The 20,769-nt window shown below is 37.2% G+C and carries 17 protein-coding genes and 1 pseudogene; 17 read left to right on the forward strand and 1 reads right to left on the reverse strand.

The features are described from left to right. The first annotated feature begins 2 nt into the window (after positions 1-2). The 15 genes and pseudogenes from RT41_RS00585 (at position 3) to RT41_RS00660 (ending at position 17,835) form a co-directional block, all read left to right on the forward strand. Positions 3-614, forward strand: a complete 612-nt coding sequence (locus RT41_RS00585; protein ID WP_096816837.1) for a sugar O-acetyltransferase — start codon at positions 3-5, stop codon at positions 612-614. After that, complete coding sequence (locus tag RT41_RS00590) at positions 607-2,172, forward strand: alpha-amylase family glycosyl hydrolase (RefSeq protein WP_096816838.1); 1,566 nt, start codon at positions 607-609, stop codon at positions 2,170-2,172. Before RT41_RS00585 ends, RT41_RS00590 begins: the two co-directional genes overlap by 8 nt. Positions 2,173-2,252: 80 nt before the next feature. Next, a complete protein-coding gene (locus RT41_RS00595; protein WP_096816839.1) occupies positions 2,253-3,869 on the forward strand; it encodes an alpha-glucosidase in 1,617 nt (538 codons plus the stop codon). A gap of 65 nt (positions 3,870-3,934) precedes the next feature. Further along, positions 3,935-6,196 carry a glycoside hydrolase family 65 protein gene (locus RT41_RS00600; RefSeq protein ID WP_096816840.1) on the forward strand — a complete coding sequence of 754 codons (2,262 nt, stop codon included), beginning with the start codon at positions 3,935-3,937 and terminating at the stop codon, positions 6,194-6,196. A gap of 177 nt (positions 6,197-6,373) precedes the next feature. Beyond that, complete coding sequence (locus tag RT41_RS00605; RefSeq protein ID WP_054639020.1) at positions 6,374-7,345, forward strand: LacI family DNA-binding transcriptional regulator; 972 nt, start codon at positions 6,374-6,376, stop codon at positions 7,343-7,345. 206 nt (positions 7,346-7,551) lie between these two features. Next, complete coding sequence (locus tag RT41_RS00610; protein ID WP_180752660.1) at positions 7,552-8,220, forward strand: response regulator transcription factor; 669 nt, start codon at positions 7,552-7,554, stop codon at positions 8,218-8,220. Positions 8,221-8,318: 98 nt separating this feature from the next. Continuing rightward, positions 8,319-9,695 (forward strand): sensor histidine kinase, encoded by a 1,377-nt coding sequence (locus RT41_RS00615; RefSeq protein WP_096816842.1) that lies wholly within the window; start codon positions 8,319-8,321, stop codon positions 9,693-9,695. Between the two features lie 42 nt (positions 9,696-9,737). Next, a pseudogene (locus RT41_RS00620) lies at positions 9,738-11,486 on the forward strand (1-deoxy-D-xylulose-5-phosphate synthase). A gap of 2 nt (positions 11,487-11,488) precedes the next feature. Then, entirely contained in the window at positions 11,489-11,773 is a 285-nt protein-coding gene (yidD, locus tag RT41_RS00625; protein WP_054639019.1) for a membrane protein insertion efficiency factor YidD, read from the forward strand. 94 nt (positions 11,774-11,867) lie between these two features. Beyond that, entirely contained in the window at positions 11,868-13,298 is a 1,431-nt protein-coding gene (locus RT41_RS00630) for a 6-phospho-beta-glucosidase (RefSeq protein WP_096816843.1), read from the forward strand. Between the two features lie 130 nt (positions 13,299-13,428). Beyond that, on the forward strand, positions 13,429-14,166 hold the full coding sequence (locus tag RT41_RS00635) for a demethylmenaquinone methyltransferase (RefSeq protein ID WP_096816844.1): 738 nt from the start codon (positions 13,429-13,431) through the stop codon (positions 14,164-14,166). 6 nt (positions 14,167-14,172) lie between these two features. Further along, positions 14,173-15,711 (forward strand): ClC family H(+)/Cl(-) exchange transporter, encoded by a 1,539-nt coding sequence (locus RT41_RS00640; RefSeq protein ID WP_096816845.1) that lies wholly within the window; start codon positions 14,173-14,175, stop codon positions 15,709-15,711. Between the two features lie 137 nt (positions 15,712-15,848). Further along, positions 15,849-16,841, forward strand: coding sequence for a Gfo/Idh/MocA family protein (locus tag RT41_RS00645; protein ID WP_096816846.1), 993 nt, complete (start codon positions 15,849-15,851; stop codon positions 16,839-16,841). 226 nt (positions 16,842-17,067) lie between these two features. Continuing rightward, a complete protein-coding gene (locus RT41_RS00655; protein WP_096816847.1) occupies positions 17,068-17,379 on the forward strand; it encodes a putative quinol monooxygenase in 312 nt (103 codons plus the stop codon). A gap of 75 nt (positions 17,380-17,454) precedes the next feature. Then, positions 17,455-17,835, forward strand: coding sequence for a thioesterase family protein (locus tag RT41_RS00660; RefSeq protein WP_054639017.1), 381 nt, complete (start codon positions 17,455-17,457; stop codon positions 17,833-17,835). 154 nt (positions 17,836-17,989) lie between these two features. On the opposite strand, the gene udk is transcribed toward RT41_RS00660, so the two are convergent. Next, positions 17,990-18,625 (reverse strand): uridine kinase, encoded by a 636-nt coding sequence (udk, locus tag RT41_RS00665; protein ID WP_180752666.1) that lies wholly within the window; start codon positions 18,623-18,625, stop codon positions 17,990-17,992. 255 nt (positions 18,626-18,880) lie between these two features. Between udk and pta the strand changes: the two genes are divergently transcribed. After that, positions 18,881-19,852 (forward strand): phosphate acetyltransferase, encoded by a 972-nt coding sequence (gene pta, locus RT41_RS00670; RefSeq protein WP_096816848.1) that lies wholly within the window; start codon positions 18,881-18,883, stop codon positions 19,850-19,852. A 112-nt stretch (positions 19,853-19,964) separates the two neighbouring features. Beyond that, the gene (locus RT41_RS00675; RefSeq protein WP_096816849.1) at positions 19,965-20,360 is read left to right on the forward strand and encodes a hypothetical protein; all 396 of its coding nucleotides are present in this window, start codon (positions 19,965-19,967) and stop codon (positions 20,358-20,360) included. The last annotated feature ends 409 nt before the right edge of the window (positions 20,361-20,769 follow it).

Below are 20,769 nucleotides of genomic sequence, written 5' to 3' on the forward strand. Positions count from 1 at the left end.
AAATGACTGAATATGAAAAAATGATTTCTGGAAATCTTTACCGAGCGTCAAAGATCGATGCTGAACATTCCTCTAAACGAGGGCGTGCTTTGGCCGATCAAATAAATAAGTTAGCACGTGTCAATACTGATGAGATCGTTTCTTTGGAAAGGGATTTACTCGGAAAAAGTGGGGCTGAACTTTTTATTAACCCGCCATTATATGTTGATTACGGTTTCAATATTGAAGTTGGAGAGAATTTTTATGCCAACATGGATTGTATTTTTCTTGACGTAGCACCAATTATTTTTGGAGATGATGTGATGGTGGGGCCTCGTGTCAATTTTATTACGGCAACTCATCCGCTTGATGCTGGAGTGCGAGTGCGTGGTCTGGAATTGGGTCAAAAAATTACAATTGGTAATCGAGTTTGGATTGGCGCAGCTGCAGTAATTAACCCGGGTGTCACCATTGGTGATAATGTCATCATTGGTTCTGGTGCTGTTGTGACGAAAGATATTCCGGCTGGTGTAATAGCCGTTGGCAACCCCGCCCGCATTTTACGAAAATTAACGGAAGAAGATCGTCTCTTTTGGGAAAAGAAAGAGCGTGACTACTATGAAGTGGATGACTAAACAGTTTATAACATTGATCGGTGTAAGTTTAATCACGATAGGCTTACTCAGTGCTTGTTCTATTTCAACGAAAAGTGTAAATAACACAAAGAAGACTGAAATTGCACAGGTTGATAAAAGTCTATTTCGAAATTACTATGAAATATTTCCTGGTTCTTTTGCCGATTCAAATGGAGATGGAGTAGGGGATCTAAATGGAATTACGTCCCACTTAGATTACCTCAATAGTGGAAATCCAAATTCAACAAATGATTTAAAAATCAATGGAATTTGGTTGACACCGATTTATCCTAGTCCGTCATATCATGGTTATGATGTGACCAATTATGAGGCCATTAATCCTAAAATGGGGACAATGTCTGATTTTGAAAATTTGATTGCACAAGCTAAAAAAAGAGGAATTTCTGTCATATTAGACCTTCCTTTTAATGACACATCAGTGGAACACCCTTGGTTCAAGAAAGCTCTGGTAGGCGATAAAAAGTACATGGCCTATTACAACTGGTCAGATACAGCTAAACAGGGATATGCTTTGGCTAGTAATGGCAAATATTATGAAGCTGAATTTGATAAAGGGATGCCAGATTTGAATTTGGCAAATCCTGACGTCAAAGCAGAGCTTGCTAAAATTACAAAATTTTGGCTGGATAAGGGTGTCTCTGGTTTTCGTCTAGATGCGGTCTATTATTATTTCCAAAATGATGACCAAAAAACAACTGCTTTTACAAAGTGGTTGGTTAACACAATCAAGTCACAAAATCATAAGGCATATGTGGTTGGTGAAGTCTATTCAGATTCGCTTGATATTGATTCAATCTATCATTCAGGGATTGATTCCCTGTTCAATTTTCCGCTGTCACTAAACCAAAGCTCAAGTCAATTAAATTCAGCACTTATCTTGAGTAATGGGAATTTATTTGCAGAACAAGTGACAAGTTGGGATAGTGAAATCCATTCTGATAATGCAACAGCGATTGATGCACCATTTTTGAGTAACCATGACCAAAACAGATCGGCTGGACTTCTCCCATCGCTTAACAACAAGAAAATGGCGGCATCGGCCTACTTACTCTTGCCAGGAAACCCATTCATTTATTATGGAGAAGAAATTGGCATGACTGGAGATGGGATCGACCAAAATAAACGTTTGCCAATGCAATGGGCGGCTAATGGAGAGGATTCACCTAAAGCACCTGTTGGGGCTACTGAACAATCTCAAACAGATGGTGGTTCAGTTGCCGTTCAAGAAAAGAATCCTAATTCATTGCTGAATTGGTACAAAAAAGTTTTACGTCTGAAAGCAAAATATCCAGAAATTGCTTCAAGTCGAATTACAAATGTTGAAGAAGATAATACTGATTTGTCAGTAATTAATTATGGCAACACATTGACTATTATCAATAATTTTTCATCAAATCAAACACAAACCATTCAATTACCTAAAGGAGTTGTAGGGATGAAATTGGCAGATCAGCTTGTTGTGACAAGTGGTCAAGTAATTTTAAAAGACGGGAAACTGACACTCCCAGCTTATAGTACAGCAATATTAAGAAAATAACTTAAATCAATTAGCTGATCAGGATAGAAATGCTTTATAGAGAGAAGGACAGCCTATCACAGTGACAGGCAAGTAGAATTATGAAAAAGACAAAGACGTGGTTTCATCAAGCAGTCGGTTATCAAATTTATCCAAAATCATTTTTTGATACAAATGGTGATGGATTGGGCGATTTACAAGGAATCATTCAAAAGTTGACGTACATAAAAAATCTTGGCGTTGACTTTTTGTGGATTAACCCAGTTTTTAAAAGTCCGCAAGTGGATGGTGGATATGATATTGCTGACTATTATGCGATTGATGAAATGTTTGGTAACATGGACGATTTCAAAATTTTGCTGAAAGAAGCACATCGCTTGGGATTAAAAGTAATTACTGATTTAGTTGTTAACCACACTTCTGATCAGCATCCATGGTTTGTGGAGAGTAAAAAGTCCAAAGATAATCCCTATCGAGATTATTATTTATGGGCTGATGCAACCCCGAATCAAATGCCAAATGACTGGATTTCTTTCTTTGGCGGTTCAACTTGGACTTATGACGAGCAAACCGAACAAGCCTATTTTCATGTTTTTGCAAAAGAACAACCCGATTTGAACTGGAAAAATCCAAAACTACGCGATGAAATATACAACATGGTTCGTTGGTGGCTTGAATTGGGACTTGATGGATTTAGATTAGATGCGATTTCGCATCTTCAAAAAGAGGATTGGAATTTCAAAATCAAATCGTGGAAAGGAAATGGACCTTGGCAGCCTTTCATGAATGTGTCTGGTATTGAGTCTTATATGCATGAATTAAAAGCCATATTTGACAAATACGGTGCATTAACTGTTGGCGAAGCTTCAGGAGTATTATCTACTGAAGCACCTGATTGGACAGATGAAAATGGCTACATCAACATGATCTTTGAGTTAGAGCATAATGCGCGTGATAAAAAAGGCAACGGCTACGTCTACGGAATGAAAAAAACGCTCATCAAATGGCAAAAAGATATGCTTGAGCGAGGTTGGAACGCGCTATATCTAGAAAATCATGATCAAGCAAGACTGATTGATGTTTTTGGTGATGGTTCACTTGAGTCCGCGAAAGCCCTGGCGGTAGCTTATATGCTATTACGAGGAACACCCTTTATTTATCAGGGGCAAGAAATAGGTATGCACGATTTTCCTTTCAATGATGTCACTCAAATGAGAGCAGAAGAATTAATTCGCCAGTATGATCAATTGATTGAAAACGGCGTCAAAGAAGAACTTGCAATAAAACAAATGACACATCATTCACGTGAAAATGCGAGAACACCAATGCAATGGAATGATAGCCCACTTGCTGGATTTACTCAAGGCTCCCCTTGGATGGATGTTAATCCTGACTATCCCCTTGTCAATGTTGAAAAGGAAACGGAACTTATTGAACTTTATCGAGAATTAATTCAATTAAGACATCAAGAAGAGGCCATATCAGAAGGCTCCATCGAATTCTTTTTTGAAAGGCATTTACAAGTTTTTGCATATCAGAGGAATGAATTCATAATCCTCGCTAATTTGGGAAAGAAGAAGGCACATCTAAATTTTGAAAAAACTGCTGTCAGTACGGACAATCAGTTTGAACAAGTGTTGGGAACTCGTCCTCGTCAATTAAGGTCAAAAATGGATCTTGAACCATGGGAATACCAAGTTTTTAAACTTAATAAATAAAAATTTTACATTAAAAAACGAATATCGCTTCAAATTGCTTTACATCATGAAGGAAAGAAGAATAAATGAAACAAATTACACGAATCATGGGAATTGATCCATGGAAAATCACTGCAAATAAAATTGAAATCGAACAACGCCGTCTTCAAGAATCGCTGACTTCAATCGGTAATGGTTACATGGGGATGCGCGGAAATTTTGCTGAAACATTTAGTGGTGACCATCACCAAGGGACTTATGTCGCAGGTGTTTGGTATCCAGATAAAACACGCGTTGGTTGGTGGAAAAATGGTTACCCTGAATATTTTGGTAAAGCAATTAATGCCCTTGATTTCGCAAAAATTCGTTTATTCATTGATCAGAAAGAAGTTGATTTAGCAACTGCTGAAGTAGAGAACTTTGAGCTTTCATTGAACATGAAAAATGGTGTGCTAACCTATCATTATATTGTTGCGGGGGTGCGTGTCACAGCTGAGCGATTCTTTTCGATCGCAACGCAAGAATTGGCCGTTTTTAAATTCACTTTTGAGAATGTGGATGGGGACTTGCATAGTGTTCGTGTTGAAAGTTTTATTAATGCTAATGTCCACAATGAAGATTCAAACTATGCTGAAAATTTTTGGGAAATTTATGATCATGGAACAACTGAAAATGGTTCTTATATTTTAAGTCAAACAGTACCAAATCCTTTTGGAGTGGATCAATTCACTTTGCTTGCTCGCCAAGAATATTTGGGTGACTTTGATATTACTCAACAAATTTTCGAGGATGGAGCTGTCATTGATACACTAGATGAAGTTTTACCCTTCAGTGAAACCTTGACACTTGAAAAGCGTGTTACCGTTTTGACAAGTCGTGATTATGATGACTTGTCAGTGATGACAAATGCTTCTGTTGCCTTGACGGATTCATTATCCGAGGTGACTTATGATGAATTATTTAATGCTCAAACCGAAGGTTGGGCTACTCGTTGGGAACTTGCAGATGTTCAAATTGAGGGCTCTGATGAAGCACAGCAGGGGATTCGTTTCAATCTCTTTCAACTTTTTTCAACCTACTATGGCGAAGACGAGCGCTTGAATATTGGTCCAAAGGGGTTAACAGGAGAAAAATATGGTGGTGCAACGTATTGGGATACGGAAGCTTATGCGGTGCCACTCTATCTGGCTCTTGCTGATACTTCTGTCACACATAATTTACTGAAATATCGACATCACCAGTTGCCACAAGCGCAACACAATGCACGTCAGCAAGGGCTTAAAGGGGCTTTATACCCAATGGTTACTTTCACAGGTGTAGAGTGTCACAATGAATGGGAAATAACTTTTGAAGAAATTCATCGGAACGGCGCCATTGCCTATGCCATTTACAATTACACGAATTATACTGGTGACGAAACTTATTTAGCACATGAGGGGCTGGAAGTACTTGTTGAAATTGCTCGATTCTGGGCAGACCGGGTTCATTACAGCAAACGTAAGGATCAGTATATGATTCATGGTGTTACTGGTCCAAACGAGTATGAAAATAACATTAATAACAATTGGTACACCAATACATTGGCTACTTGGGTATTGAAATATACAAGTGAAGCATTATCAAAGTATCCTCGCCCAGAACTAAATGTATCAGCAGATGAGTTGGAAAAATGGCAAGAAATTATTACTAAAATGTATTATCCTCAAGACGAAGAATTAGGGATTTTTGTTCAACATGACGGATTTTTAGATAAGGATTTAACCCCCGTAGCGGAACTGGATCCTAAAAACTTACCATTGAATCAAAATTGGTCGTGGGACCGCGTATTACGTAGCCCGTACATCAAACAAGCAGATGTTTTACAAGGCATTTATTTCTTTGGCAATAAATATAGTCTTGATGAGAAACGAAAGAATTTTGATTTTTATGAACCTCTCACCGTGCACGAAAGCTCATTATCGCCTTCGATTCACTCTATTTTGGCGGCTGAACTTGGTTATGATGAAAAAGCAGTTGAAATGTATGAACGTACGGCTCGTCTTGACTTAGATAATTACAACAATGATACGAAAGATGGTTTGCATATTACATCTATGACAGGGTCTTGGTTGGCAATCGTTCAAGGTTTTGCACAAATGAAAACATGGGATGGTCAATTAAGCTTCGCACCATTTTTACCAAAAGCTTGGAAGGGCTATGCATTCCATATTAATTATCGTGGCCGATTGCTTAAGATTACTGTCAATGATTCTGTTACAATCGACTTGCTCAAAGGGACTCCTATTGATTTAATTATTTACGATCATCAAATTAATTTAACAGATCAATACAAATGTTCAGTTTCTTAAAAGATAATGTTCAATAAAAGAAATTGACATTTTAATAAAAATTTAGCAAAATAGTTAGGATGGCTATTTCATGTTAAAGTTAAAATGAAATGAAAGGAGTTGCTGGAATTGAACTTATTCTTAGCGAAGAATAAGGCGATAACTTTTTAAGAAATTAAAAGTTTAGCAAGCGAAAATATGGCAGTAACAATAAAAGATGTCGCAAAAAAAGCAGGAGTAAATGCTTCAACAGTGAGCCGAGTGATTAAGGACAGCTCAGAAATAAGCGACCGTACTAAAACAAAAGTTCGCAAGGCAATGATGGAATTAGGTTACACGAGAAATGCGGCGGCAAGAATTCTAGCCTCAGGGAAAGCCAATACCATAGGTGTTGTGTTTCCTCCTGTTCTTGATAAATCAAGTCAACCATTCTTTATGAAAATATTGACAGCTATTAATGAAACAGCGAGAAAATTTAATGTTTCAATTGCCATTGCCACTGGTCATACACAGACAGATTTGAAAAAGCAAGTGAGAATGATGTATTCAGAACGCCGCGTGGATGGTTTCATTGTACTTTATGCAGGGAAAACAGATATCATTCGTGAATATTTACTTGGGAACAGTATTCCTTTTGTGCTCGTTGGAACTCCTTCAGAGCAGCAAAATGAAATAACTCATATTGATAATGATAATAAATTATTAGGACGTGAAGCGGTTCGACATTTAGCTACTTTAGGGCATCGAAATATTGCCTTTGTGACCGATACAACTGATGGCGAAGTTTTCTCTGAACGTTACCAAGGCTTTTCTGAAGAGATGGTTAGTCAGAATTTAACGAAAAGTTTAGTTAAATTTGATCGAAGTTTTTCAATTGGGCGAGAAACAGCATTAGTTGTAATGGATGATGTTTTGACACTAAAAGTCATGGAAAGATTGAATGCGCTTGGGTTTAGAGTTCCGGATGATATTTCGATTATTACTTATAATAATTCAATATTTGGAACAATTACCCACCCGTTCTTGACTACTTTTGACATTAATGTGGTTCGTCTTGGTCAAGCAGCGGTTGAAAAATTTTTAGACTTACTGAACAATAACCCCTCATACCACGAAAAGACTGTGATTCCCTTTGAACTCATTTTGCGTGAATCTACAAAAGCGAGATAGAAATGAAAACTCTGATTTTACAAAATTAGAGTTTTTTTATTTTTTGTGTAATAAAAAGTCCTATTATTTTTTATTGTAAGTTTAGTTTTATTTCAGTAACAGTTAAGGCTTGAACAAGAAAAATGAGCGATAATAGTGTAAAATAATAGGAAAGGGACAGGGTTTCGTCTTTGAAATTCTGTAAAATGTGAAGAAGGATGGATACAATGATTAAAATATTATTAGTGGAAGATGACCTATCACTATCAAAATCCGTTTACGATTTTTTAAAGTCTTTTGCTGAAGTAAAACAATGTTATGATGGAGAAGAAGGACTTTACGAGGCAGAACTCGGTATCTATGATTTAATTTTGCTTGATTTAATGTTGCCAGAAAAAAATGGTTTTGAAGTCTTGAAAGATTTAAGAGCTCAAAATATTGAAACCCCAGTTTTAATTATGACCGCTAAAGAGTCAATAGATGATAAAATGCATGGATTCGATATTGGGGCGGATGACTATTTGACCAAGCCCTTCTACCTTGATGAATTGAAAGCACGCATTCAATCACTTCTCAAGCGTACAGGAAAATTAGAAGATTCAAATGGTCTTGCTTATGGTGAAGTGCGACTAAATATGTCTAATAAATCAGCATTTGTTGGTGAAACTCCTGTTGAATTGATTGGTAAAGAATTTGACCTTGTTGTTTATTTGATGCAGAATCGTAATGTTATTTTGCCTAAAGAACAAATTTTTGATCGCATTTGGGGGTATGATTCGGATACTACAGTGACCGTTGTTGAAGTTTATATGAGTAAAATTCGTAAGAAATTAAAAGACACGGAATTCACTGAGAATCTTTCAACTCTTCGAAATGTGGGGTACATTTTAAGATAAAAAAAAATGTGTGACCTTTGAGCAAAAAAATGAACGCGTCAGAAAAGTGGAATTTAAATTGAGTTCAGCATTGCTCATCACACTAGAAATGAGAAAAATTGAAGAAACTCATCACAAAAATTAAATCTTCAGCAATTGTTAAGAATGATGGGAAAAATTTCCTTCATTTTTTTCTAGCTTTTACTGTTATTTTCGTAGCATTGACTTTGATCATTATTCAAGTCATGCGTTCAGGTTTATTTAAAGCGACGGACCAAAATCTTGAAGATTTGGGACAGAATCCAGAGTATCTTTGGAGCCTGGTTTTGCACCAACAGAGTAATAGTGGGCAACCAAATAATACCAATCAGGGGAATCGGATTGGAGATTATGGCCCAGCGAACAGTATTCTCATTTATGATGAAAATGGGAAATTGGTCAGTAACCCAACCAATTCGTCAAGTGATGGCGGCGATCAAATTTTGGAAGGATTAGAAAAAGCAGTCAAATTGGACCGTAAAGCGATTGGGTCAATTCGTTCTATTACCGTTAAAAATACATTAGGTGCAGATTGGAATTACCGCTATTTGACTATGCAAAGTGTAAATGTATCCACTGGTCAAATTGGTTACATTCAAATTTTCACGAATGTAGACCAACTTAAAGAATCATTGCAACGAAATGTTTTCATTATTATTACAACGATGACTATTTTCTGGCTGTTGTCTATTTTGATTAGTTTATATTTGGCCAATTGGACTTTGCAACCCGTGATGTTGGCTTATGAAAAGCAAAAAGAATTCGTGGAAAATGCATCACATGAATTACGGACACCATTAGCGATTTTACAAAATCGACTTGAATTGTTGTTTCAAAAACCGACGGCAACGATTATAGATGAATCTGAAAATATTTCGGCATCGCTCGCTGAAGTTCGTAACATGCGACTTTTGACCTCAAATTTACTCAATTTAGCAAGACGTGATTCGAGTTTGAAAATTAATTCAGAAGAAACTCAACCAGAGTTTTTTGACAGTATTTTTACAAGTTATCAGATGTTGGCAGATGATGCCGATAAAGAATTTAGTTCATCCAATAAAATTGAAGGGAATATAAATATTGATCAATCCCTGGTTAAGCAGCTATTAACTATTTTATTTGATAATGCGATGAAATATACGAATGATGATGGAAAAATTGCCATTGATATTTCAAAATCGGGAAATTTCTTAGCGATTAATGTCGCAGACAATGGTGAAGGGATTTCTGATGAGGATAAGAAAAGAATATTTGACCGCTTTTATCGTGTGGATAAGGCAAGAACCAGACAAAAAGGTGGTCTTGGCTTAGGACTTTCATTAGCCAAGCAAATTGTAGTGGCCTATAATGGAAAAATTACTGTAGAAGATAATCAACCACAAGGGACAAGATTTGTCATCCGCTTACGTTTGGATAACCCTCTTGTCAACCCAGCGCGTATTTTCCAAAAGCATTAAAATATGTTAGAATGACAGCATGTTATTCGAATAGGAGAAGAGATGTCAGTTTTAGATAAAGTGAATTCACCAGCGGATTTAAAAAAACTAACTGATGAAGAATTGAAAGATTTAGCAGGCGATATACGTCAAGCCTTACTTTACAAGGTAAGTCAAGTTGGAGGCCACGTCGGTCCTAATTTGGGTGTTACAGAAATGACCATTGCTTTACATAAAGTATTCAACTCGCCAATTGATAAGTTCATTTGGGATGTGAGTCATCAAACTTATCCACATAAATTAATTACCGGTCGTAAGCAGGGATTTGAGGATGGTCATTTTCATGACATCACACCTTATACAAATCCACATGAAAGTGAACATGATTTTTTCACCGTTGGTCATACGTCAACCTCGGTTGCCAATGCCTTAGGTTTTGCTAAAGCGCGTGATTTACAAGGACTTTCAGGAAATGTGATTGCTATTATTGGTGACGGCTCATTATCGGGAGGTCTTGCGCTAGAAGCCTTGAATAATGCTGGCCAATTTTCTAGTAATCTCATAATTATTTTAAACGATAATCAAATGTCCATTGCTGAAAACCATGGTGGGCTCTATCAACATTTGGAAGCCTTGCGCGAAAGCAGTGGTCATGCTCAAAATAATATTTTTAAAGCCTTTGGTCTAGATTATCGCTATCTTGAGGAAGGAAATGACATACAAGCACTGATTCATTTATTTGAAGAAGTGAAGGATATTAATCATCCCATTGTGTTGCATATCCGAACAATTAAAGGGTTGGGTTATGAGCCTGCTTTATTAAATAAAGAAGCATGGCATTGGCATGTTCCATTTGACTTAGTTACGGGAAAATCGACAACTCAAGCATCAAATAAAGAAACTTATAATACGATAATTCTTGATTTTCTTGATCGGAAAATGCAAGAGAATGAACCTGTACTTGCCATCAATGCTGCTGTTCCAGGATTATTTAACTTGAAGTATTTTGCATCAAAATATCCTGAAAATTACTGGGATGCTGGTATTGCAGAACAATTTACGATCACCTTTGGTGGAGCAGCGGCGCTTGCTGGAGCAAAAAGCTTTATTTTCCACAATTCAACTTTTGCTCAACGTGCCTTTGATCAATTTGTTCATGATTTGGCTATTAATAAGGAACCAGCTGTCGTCTTTATCAAAGGAGATTCTATTAATTCCGGAGATCAAACACACCAAGGTGATTTTGCTAAAGGTTGGCTGACAAATATTCCCAATTTGATATTTTTAGCTCCATCAAGCAAAGAAGAACTAAAAAATATGTTAGAATGGTCTATGACGCAAAAAGAAGGCCCTATCATCATCGATTTACCAGAACATGGTCTCATTTCTCGTCCGTCAGTATTGACCGATTTTTCAAAGGCCAACTATCAATTGATTTCTTAAGGCGAAAAGGTGGCTTTGTTCGGCCTTGGTGGAATGTTAGACCATGTGCAAAAGGTAGCTGCTTGTTTACAAAAAATGGGGATTGATGCGACAGTAGTTAATCCGATCTTTGCTTCCACTTTGGATTCCGAATTCCTATCAGCGCTGACAGAGAATCATCAGTTGATAGCAACTTTTGAAGATGGAGTACTCGATGGTGGGTTTGGTCAAAAAATTGCATCTTTTTATGGCAATCAATCAATCAAAGTCTTAAATTTTGGAGCAGCCAAAGAGTTTAATGACGAAGTTCCGATAGATAAACTTTATGAACGATACCATTTGGTTCCAGAAAAAGCAGCAGAGAAAATATTAGAAACACTCAAATTTTAAACATGAAGAAAATTTTTATTGCACTCGTTCGATTTTATCAGCGTTTTATTTCCCCATTGACTCCCCCTGCTTGTCGTTATTATCCGACCTGCTCTAATTACATGGTTCAAGCTATCGATAAGCATGGTGCGACAAAAGGAATTTTGATGGGAATGTCACGTATTTTACGTTGCCAGCCTTTCTGCACTCCCGGCTATGACTTGGTTCCTGACCATTTTTCGCTTAAAAGAAATTGGGAAGAACCGGCAAAATCAGAACAAGAGAAGATTCACTTGCATCAACATTAAGTTGATGCTTTTTTTCAAGAAAATTCCGTAACCGTTTCCAATTTTTTATAAAAGATGTTAAAATGTATTTATAATAAAAATATTGGAGGATTTTATGCCATTTAGAAAAGATTTCCTTTGGGGTGGAGCAACTGCCGCGAATCAATGCGAGGGTGGATATAATTTAGGTGGACGCGGTTTGGCTAACGTTGACGTCGTTCCACATGGGGTAGACCGTTTCCCAATTATTACCGGAGAATTGAAACATTTAGCATTTGATGAAGCTCATTTTTATCCAGCAAAAGAGGCCATTGATATGTATCATCACTGGCGCGAAGACTTAGCCCTCTTTGCGGAAATGGGCTTTAAAACGTATCGCATGTCGTTAGCTTGGACACGGATTTTTCCAAATGGTGATGAAGAAGAGCCAAACGAAGAAGGGCTTAAATTTTATGAAGATATCTTCAAGGCCTGCAAGGAATATGGGATTGAGCCCCTTGTAACCATTACACATTTTGATTGTCCGATTCATCTCATTGAAGAATATGGTGGCTGGCGTAACCGTAAAGTTGTGGATTTTTATGCCCGTCTTGCACAGACAATTTTTACCCGATACAAAGGACTCGTCAAATATTGGTTGACTTTCAATGAAATCAATATGCTGTTACATGCACCATTCATGGGAGCTGGAATTGTTTTTGAACCTGGTGAAGATCATGATGCCGTCCTTTATCGTGCAGCACATCATGAATTATTGGCATCAGCGATTGCAACAAAAATTGCTCATGAAATTGATCCAGATAACCAGATTGGTTGTATGCTTGCAGCAGGTGAATTCTATCCTTACGACTGTAAACCGGAAAACGTTTTGGAAGCACAGCGCTTGAACCGTGAAAATCTCTTTTTCATTGATGTTCAATCACGCGGAAAATACCCAAATTATGCCTTGAAAGAACTCGAGCGTAAAAATATTATTTTACCAATAGAAGATGGAGATTTAGAAATTTTAGCGGAAAACACTGTTGACTTCATCTCGTTCTCCTATTATTCAAGCAGAGTGGCGAGAGTTCAGGACGAAGCAGAACTTTCAGCTGGTAATATATTTGAATCCGCAACAAACCCTTATTTGAAATCAAGTGAATGGGGCTGGCAAATAGACCCTAAAGGGCTTCGTATCACAATGAATTCTGTTTACGACCGCTATCAAAAACCACTTTTTGTTGTCGAAAACGGGTTGGGGGCGATTGACCAACCAAATGCCGATGGATTTGTGGAGGATGATTATCGAATTTCCTACATGGCGGACCATATCGCAGAAATGAAGAAAGCAGTGGAACTCGACGGTGTTGAATTGCTCGGCTATACTTCATGGGGCTGTATTGACTTGGTTTCTGCTGGAACAGGCGAAATGAGTAAACGTTATGGCTTTATTTATGTCGATCGTGACGATATGGGAAATGGGACACTCGCCCGAACACCAAAGAAATCATTCCACTGGTATAAACAAGTGATTGCTTCAAACGGGGAGGACTTATCAAACAAATAAAAAACTGGAGCAGTCCAGTTTTTTTGTGTGGAATTTTAAAAAATTGGAATTTCTTTGTTACTTTTTTATGCTTTTTTGTTAATGAATTAAGACATCTCTAGCTACTCGATTTTGTGCTATAATAAAATTTATGGTAGAAGTTAATCAAGAAAAAGTACACGAAATATTTAATACAATCTCAAAAGATTATGATCGAATGAATGCAATCATTAGTTTTAAACAACATGATTTGTGGCGTGCCCAAACGATGAAAAAAATGAAAGTAAAAGTTGGTCAAAATATTTTAGACCTCTGTTGTGGAACGGGCGATTGGACTCTAGATTTGGCCAAAGTCGTCGGGAAGAGGGGACATGTGACCGGACTAGATTTTTCGGAAAAGATGTTAGAAATTGCCCAAGCAAAAATTGAGAAAGAACAGCTTAAAAATATTAATTTAGTTCAAGGTGATGCAATGGCTTTACCTTTTGAAGATGAAACTTTTGATGTGGTTACAATTGGATATGGCTTGCGTAATACGCCAGATTATTTGACGGTCCTAAAGGAAATTTATCGTGTTTTGAAAAAAGATGGACAAGTGGCTTGTATCGACACATCACACCCCACTTTACCTGTGTATAAACAAGCATTTGAGTTTTATTTTGAAAAAATAATGCCAATTTTTGGGAAAGTCTTTGCAAAATCCTTTGAGGAATATTCATGGTTGCAACAATCTGCAAAAGATTTTCCTGATGCTAAGCTTTTAAAAAATCTTTTCGAGAAAGCTGGTTTTTCGGCTGTCCAATATAAGTTACATGGGGGTGGGGCGGTTGCGTCTCATTTTGCCCTCAAGCCTATAAATGCTAAAACGAATATTAGAATCGGGAAATAATTGAGAATGAAATTTCAAGATATAGAAAAATCATCAAATAAAAATTTATATCTCATTGGATTAAGTGTTCTCGTCGGTCTTACGGCGGGAATTTTAGCTAGTTTGTATCGATTGGCCCTCCAAGTGGCCGAAAATCTTGGTCGGTATTGGTACGGTCAAGCAAGTAAACAGCCCATTTTACTCTTTGTCCTCATTCCTATCATCCTTTTACTTGTTTTTGTGATTACTTTATTAATGAAAAAATTTCCAATGTCGAGTGGATCCGGTATTCCACAAGTCAAGGGACTACTCCAAGGTGCCTTTCAGCCAAATTGGCTGAGTACAGCTTTCGCAAAATTTGTCGCAGGAAGTCTGGCCATGCTGGGCGGCCTCTCACTGGGACGAGAAGGTCCTTCAGTTCAACTTGGAGCGTCGATGGGGCAAATGGTTGGGGAAAAGTTAGCCCAAACAGAACGTCATCGTCGCATTTTAATTGCTTCTGGTGCCTCAGCTGGTTTAGCAGCTGCCTTTAATGCACCTCTGTCAGGAGTAATGTTTACACTGGAAGAGGTTTTTAAATACTTTTCACCATTAATCCTTTTAACCTGTATGACTTCTGCCGTCATTTCTGATGCTGTATCACAACTCTTCTTTGGTTCAGGATCTGTTTTTCATTTTATTGTTAAAGGCTCGATTGCTTTACAGGATTATTGGTTAATCATTCTTTTAGGAATCATCCTTGGTCTTTTTGGAGCAGTTTATAACAAGACACTCCTTTGGGGACAAAAGTGGATGAAAAAAATACCTCGTGTTTATGTACGGGTCCTGATTTCATTTATTGCGGCTGGGGTCCTTGCTTTCACCTTTCCACTTGTGATTGGTTCTGGTCATACTTTGATGGACCAATTATCATTTGGCTGGGGGTTAGGTCTACTCTCTCTAATTTTTCTGGGCAAATTTTTTATTTCAATGATTTCTTATATTTCTGGCGTTCCTGGAGGAATTTTCTTTCCGTTACTTGTTTTAGGGGCGGCATTAGGGGCAGTTTTTGCAATCATTGCGATCCATACTTTGAACCTCCCAGAAATCTGGTTTTCCAATTTCGTTATCTTATCAATGGCTGGCGCATTTACTGCGATTGTTCGAGCACCCATGACTGGAATTTTACTCTTGGTAGAGATGACAGGTTCTTTCTCCCACTTACTTCCATTGGCTCTTGTTTCCGTTGTTGCATACGTCGTTGCAGACTTGTTACACTCTGAGCCGATATATGATTCGCTCTTGCATAACATGTTGTTAGAAAATAAGGAGGTACAGGCAGTCGCATCTGGAGAAATGATGGTGGAAATGATCGTTCAATATGATTCTCAAGCTGAGAACCAAAGAATTGCTCAATTGACATTACCTGAATCGTGTTTGTTGGTATCCGTTCATCGTTCTGGTCAAGACACCATTCCAAATGGCCGGACAATACTGATGGCTGGTGATTATTTGACTTTTATGATTTCTAAAAAGAATGAAGTTCAAATTCGTCAGGACTTACAAAAAATATTGACAGAAAAATAGATTTATCTCCTTTTTTTGACAGTATTGATAAATATGCAAAATAGTGGAAAATCTGCTATAATAATTAGAGATTGCATGAATGCTAAAGTATTTGATTCGTTACCGAATTAAATTTTATAGAGGAAGTAGGAGACATCATGTTGAAATTAGGGATTATCGGAACGGGTTGGATCAGTTCATCTTTTGTTGAAGCAGCTCAAATGACGAAAAAATATCACTTGGAGGCCGTTTATTCTAGGCATCTAGAAAGTGCACTTTCTTTTTCTGAAGATTTTTCACATGTAAGCTTGTACGAAGATTTGAATGAATTATTCTCACATGATTTAGATTTGATTTATATTGCTAGCCCAAATGCCGTTCATTTTGAACAGGCTAAGGCTGCAATATTGGCCCACCGCAATATCATTGTTGAAAAACCTGCTTTTTCAAACCCAGACCAACTCAAAGAAATAATTGATTTGGCCAATCAAAATGGGGTGCTTTTTTTTGAAGCAGCGCGTAATATTCACGAAAAAGCATTTGAAGTGGTCAATAACTTTTTGGCCGACAAAACTGTTGTAGGTGCGGATTTTACTTATTCTAAGTATTCTTCAAAAATGCCTGCACTTTTACGTGGGGAACTACCTAATAAATTTAATGCAAAATTCTCAGGTGGTCTTTTAGCTGATTTAGGGGTCTACTTGCTCTATGCAGCAATTTATTGGTTCGGTCGTCCTAAAGGAGCAAAATATGATGCCGTCGTTTTGCCAAGCGGAGTTGATTTATCAGGTGTCGGAAGTCTTGATTATGGGGAATACAAAGTTGCCATTAAATGCGCTGGTAATTTAAATTCTTACCTCCCATGTGAAATATATACGACTGATGGAACCCTTGTTTTAGACAGTGTAAATGCCATTTCATCAGCAAAATTCATCAAGAATGATGGTCATACAGAAACGATTAAAATTGTTGCGGCTAAGCATAGTTTGTACGATGAGGCATTGCATTTTGCAGAGATCTTTGAAACGAGAGAAACACCCTCATCAAAATATCTCTACGCAGCATTGCATGAAACAGCAATTGATGTAGCCGAAACAAGCTACCAAATGCGAATGGATGCTGGTATTGTTTTTGCAGCTGACGAAAAATAATAAATTTGAAAAAATATTCTGTCAGTGCTGACAGTGATGAAAGCACTGATTTTTCGTTCCCTTAGTTAAGTTGGATATAACGAGAACCTCCTAAGTTCTTGTCCCCAGTTCGAACCTGGGAGGGGACATCGAAAGCCTAAAGGCTTTTTTTTTGAAATAAGGTGGAAAGTCCATTTATTTATGCTATAATGCCCGTAACAGATCTTTTATAAGATGGGAGAAGGATATGAAAATAACAGTGAACATCATCTATTCGGGTAAGGACACTGACGCTTTACATTTTATTAGCGAAATGTTGGATAAAGGTGTGGTCGACCGAATCAGGGCTCAGGCAGGAAATCTTCGTTATGATTACTTCGTTCCAGTTGGTGACGATCACAGTATTTTACTTATAGATGAGTGGGAAAGTCAAGAAGCCATAGATCGACATCATCAATCAGATATGATGAAAGAAATTGCAGAATTGCGACAAAAGTATCAATTAAAAATGAAAGTTAGACGTTTTTATGACGAAAAAGAAGTTGAGCTTAATAAATAATTTTTTTCATTAAAAAAGTTGACCTTATTCGTTTTTTAGAAGATAATGAGTTTATCAAATACATCGAGGTCAGTCATGTCGGAAATTTCTATTGGAGCAAGTGCAAGCGTTGAAATAACTGTTCGTCAGAGTCAAACGGCACTTTTTTTGGGTTCGGGAGAATTAGAAGTTTATGCCACACCTGCATTGGTCGCATTGATGGAAGAAGCCGCATGCAATGCGGTCAAGCCTTTTCTCGACTCCAATCAAACGACGGTTGGGACGCAGATTAATATTAGCCATGATCAGGCCAGTCCAGTGGGAGCCACAATTACGGCGCACGCTACAGTGGTTGCTCTTGATCGTAGACGAATCGATTTTGATGTGGTTGCTAAACAAGGCGAGGTTATTATTAGTAAGGGAATCCACAGCCGTTTTATTGTTGACCGTCAAAAATTCATGGATAAGTTGAAATAATTATGTTTCTGTACTTTTGAGAGTGAATTAAGATTGAACCATTAAAATAAAGCCATTCCAATTGTACTTTAAGGTGTGCAATCGAAAATTAGAAGGCAATAAATTTTTCATTTTTCAAAAAAAAATAGAACTTATTCAGTTCTATTTTTTATTATTAATTATTTCCATTTTCTTGTAAGATACTAGCAACTTTTGTAGTGATGATATCAATTCCAACAGTATTTGATACGCCTTCAGGAATAATTACATCTGCATATCGTTTTGTTGGCTCAATAAATTGATGATACATCGGTTTTACAGCTGTAAGATATTGACTGATGACTGAATCAAGCGTCCGTCCTCGTTCTTCAATATCACGACGAATACGTCGAATAATCCGGACGTCATCATCTGTGTCTACGAAAATCTTGATGTCCATTAAATCACGTAAGCGTTCATCCTCAAGGACTAAGATTCCCTCAACAATTAAGACGTCTACGGGTTCTTGGCGATATGTTTTATTAGATCGGGTATGATTAGCATAATCATAAATTGGCACGTCAACTGCACGACCAGCACGAAGTTCTTTCAATTGTGCAATTAAAAAGTCAGTGTCAAATGCTAAAGGGTGGTCATAATTCGTTTTAGTCCGTTCCTCAAAAGTCAAATTGGATTGATCTTTGTAATAACTGTCATGCTCAATCATCCCAATATTTTCGTCTGTAAAACTTTCGAGTATTGCATGTGAAACACTTGTTTTTCCACTTGCAGAACCGCCAGTGACACCAATGATGATAAGTTTATTCAAAATTTTCTCCGATTCTTTGTAAAGCTTTGCTTTATAAAAATTTTCATCTTCTATTTTACCATAAAATAGGCAGACAGGCGCTTGTTCAAACAGGAAAATACAATTTTTAGTAATCTAAGCGATTTCCTTTGTGAAAAAATTATTGTGTGATATTTCATGGAAATGCATTAAATAAGCTATGGTAATGCTTACTTTTTTTGTGAATCTATGATATACTATTAGTGAACATGTATAAATAGAAAAGAAGGAATTTTTAACATGGATTTATTTGAATCATTGAAAGAAAAAATTGGCGGAAAAGGCCTTAAAATTGTTTTCCCTGAAGGAACTGAAACCCGTATATTAGGCGCAGCAGCTCGTCTTTATGCAGAAGGTTTGTTGACACCAATTTTGATTGGGAATGTCTTTGAAGTTCGTGCAGCGCTCACTGCACGTGGACTCAATGTTGAAGGTTTCCAAATCAATGACCCTGACAACTGTGATCGTTTTGAAGAATTAGTTGAAAAATTTGTAACTCGCCGAAATGGAAAAGCAACAGAGGAACAAGCACGTCAAATGTTACGTGACCCTAATTATTTCGGAACCATGCTAGTATATACTGGTATTGCTGACGGAATGGTATCAGGTGCAATTCACTCAACAGCGGACACTGTTCGTCCTGCGCTCCAAATTATTAAAACAAAACCCGGTGTAAAATCTGTATCAGGTGCTTTTGTCATGGTTCGAAATAATGAACGCTTTGTATTTAGTGACTGCGCCATCAACATCAAACCAGATGCAGCCACCCTTGCTGATATCGCCGTAGCTTCTGCTGAAACAGCCGCTTTATTTGATATTGATCCAAAAGTTGCTATGCTTTCATTTTCAACAAAAGGTTCTGGTAAATCTGAAGATGTTGATAAAGTTGTTGAAGCAACAAAACTTGTTAAAGAAGCTCATCCAGAAATTGTAGTCGATGGAGAATTACAATTTGATGCTGCTTTTGTACCATCAGTTGCAGCTCAAAAAGCACCTGGTTCTGATGTTGCTGGTCAAGCAAATGTCTTTGTTTTCCCTGACATTCAAGCTGGTAATATTGGATACAAGATTGCTCAACGTTTAGGAAATTTTGAAGCCATTGGCCCAATTCTCCAAGGATTGAATGCCCCAATTTCAGACTTATCACGTGGATGTAATGAAGAAGATGTTTACAAACTCGCAATCATCACTGCTGCGCAAGCGTTAAATTAATAAGCCCCTTATTAAGGACAGTCTTGACTGTCCTTTTTCTATCCTCTTATTTTTAAAAGTGAAAGTATCATGATATAATAAAAAAAATGGTAAATTTAGAAAATGAGAAGATATGAAAAAATCAAAAATTGCAGCATTAATCGGTTCCATCCTATTCACGTTCATTGCTCTTGGAACAATTACTATTCTGATTGTGGGCTGGATACTGGCGAAAGCTGGTCAACTAGACATAGGAAATATCACTACCAATGAATTATTAATAGCAATGCTAATCGCAGGTGCATTATTTATCTTGTTGTTGACGTTAAACTGGATTGGCTTTGCCAAACTTAAACAGAGTAAAAAATGGTCAAAATATTTCTTAGGAATCGGTGTTTTTTATCTTTTAGCCTCCATGTTTAATGGAATCGGCTTAATTGTGACCTTACCCGTTTCAATCTGCTTTATACTCGCTTATGTTTTCAGACGTCAAGAATCGAAAGACGAAGAAATAAATGACGGAAATTGATTCAGAAAGGAATCTTTTTCTGTCCCTCCTGAGCCAATTTTGATTAATGGTCACTGTAATTTATGAAATCTGATTTATAAGAAAATGTAAAGTGGAAATCGCAAAACATCCTCCATTAAAAATGCTTAAAACTTAAAATAGAATTCGTTCATCAAATGATACGGAATTTCAAAACAGGAGTAACTTTAAAGTTAGCAATCCAATCGAGAGGCTAAAAAGGATTAATATTAACAGTTGTCCCTTTGGCGGATATTTCAGAGAAAATAAAAGAAAATTGTATGTCATTTTTCAACTTTTATCAGACATTTGACACACTATAACAGAAGGATATGATTCAACTGGTTTGAGCAAGTAAGGTAGTAAGCACACTGACCATCGGCGTAGATCCGTCTATTTTCAATCGTAATAA

Source organism: Lactococcus fujiensis JCM 16395 (assembly GCF_002441655.1).
GTDB lineage: Bacteria > Bacillota > Bacilli > Lactobacillales > Streptococcaceae > Lactococcus > Lactococcus fujiensis.

Excerpts from the sequence above, each read along its gene's own strand:
- RT41_RS00675 (WP_096816849.1), top strand. The coding sequence starts at position 19,965 with ATGAAAAAATCAAAAATTGCAGCATTAATCGGTTCCATCCTATTCACG.
- RT41_RS00660 (WP_054639017.1), top strand. The coding sequence starts at position 17,455 with ATGTCGGAAATTTCTATTGGAGCAAGTGCAAGCGTTGAAATAACTGTT.
- pta (WP_096816848.1), top strand. The coding sequence starts at position 18,881 with ATGGATTTATTTGAATCATTGAAAGAAAAAATTGGCGGAAAAGGCCTT.
- RT41_RS00600 (WP_096816840.1), top strand. The coding sequence starts at position 3,935 with ATGAAACAAATTACACGAATCATGGGAATTGATCCATGGAAAATCACT.
- RT41_RS00640 (WP_096816845.1), top strand. The coding sequence starts at position 14,173 with ATGAAATTTCAAGATATAGAAAAATCATCAAATAAAAATTTATATCTC.
- RT41_RS00645 (WP_096816846.1), top strand. The coding sequence starts at position 15,849 with ATGTTGAAATTAGGGATTATCGGAACGGGTTGGATCAGTTCATCTTTT.
- yidD (WP_054639019.1), top strand. The coding sequence starts at position 11,489 with ATGAAGAAAATTTTTATTGCACTCGTTCGATTTTATCAGCGTTTTATT.
- RT41_RS00630 (WP_096816843.1), top strand. The coding sequence starts at position 11,868 with ATGCCATTTAGAAAAGATTTCCTTTGGGGTGGAGCAACTGCCGCGAAT.
- RT41_RS00635 (WP_096816844.1), top strand. The coding sequence starts at position 13,429 with ATGGTAGAAGTTAATCAAGAAAAAGTACACGAAATATTTAATACAATC.
- RT41_RS00605 (WP_054639020.1), top strand. The coding sequence starts at position 6,374 with ATGGCAGTAACAATAAAAGATGTCGCAAAAAAAGCAGGAGTAAATGCT.
- RT41_RS00590 (WP_096816838.1), top strand. The coding sequence starts at position 607 with ATGACTAAACAGTTTATAACATTGATCGGTGTAAGTTTAATCACGATA.
- RT41_RS00595 (WP_096816839.1), top strand. The coding sequence starts at position 2,253 with ATGAAAAAGACAAAGACGTGGTTTCATCAAGCAGTCGGTTATCAAATT.
- RT41_RS00610 (WP_180752660.1), top strand. The coding sequence starts at position 7,552 with ATGATTAAAATATTATTAGTGGAAGATGACCTATCACTATCAAAATCC.
- RT41_RS00585 (WP_096816837.1), top strand. The coding sequence starts at position 3 with ATGACTGAATATGAAAAAATGATTTCTGGAAATCTTTACCGAGCGTCA.
- RT41_RS00655 (WP_096816847.1), top strand. The coding sequence starts at position 17,068 with ATGAAAATAACAGTGAACATCATCTATTCGGGTAAGGACACTGACGCT.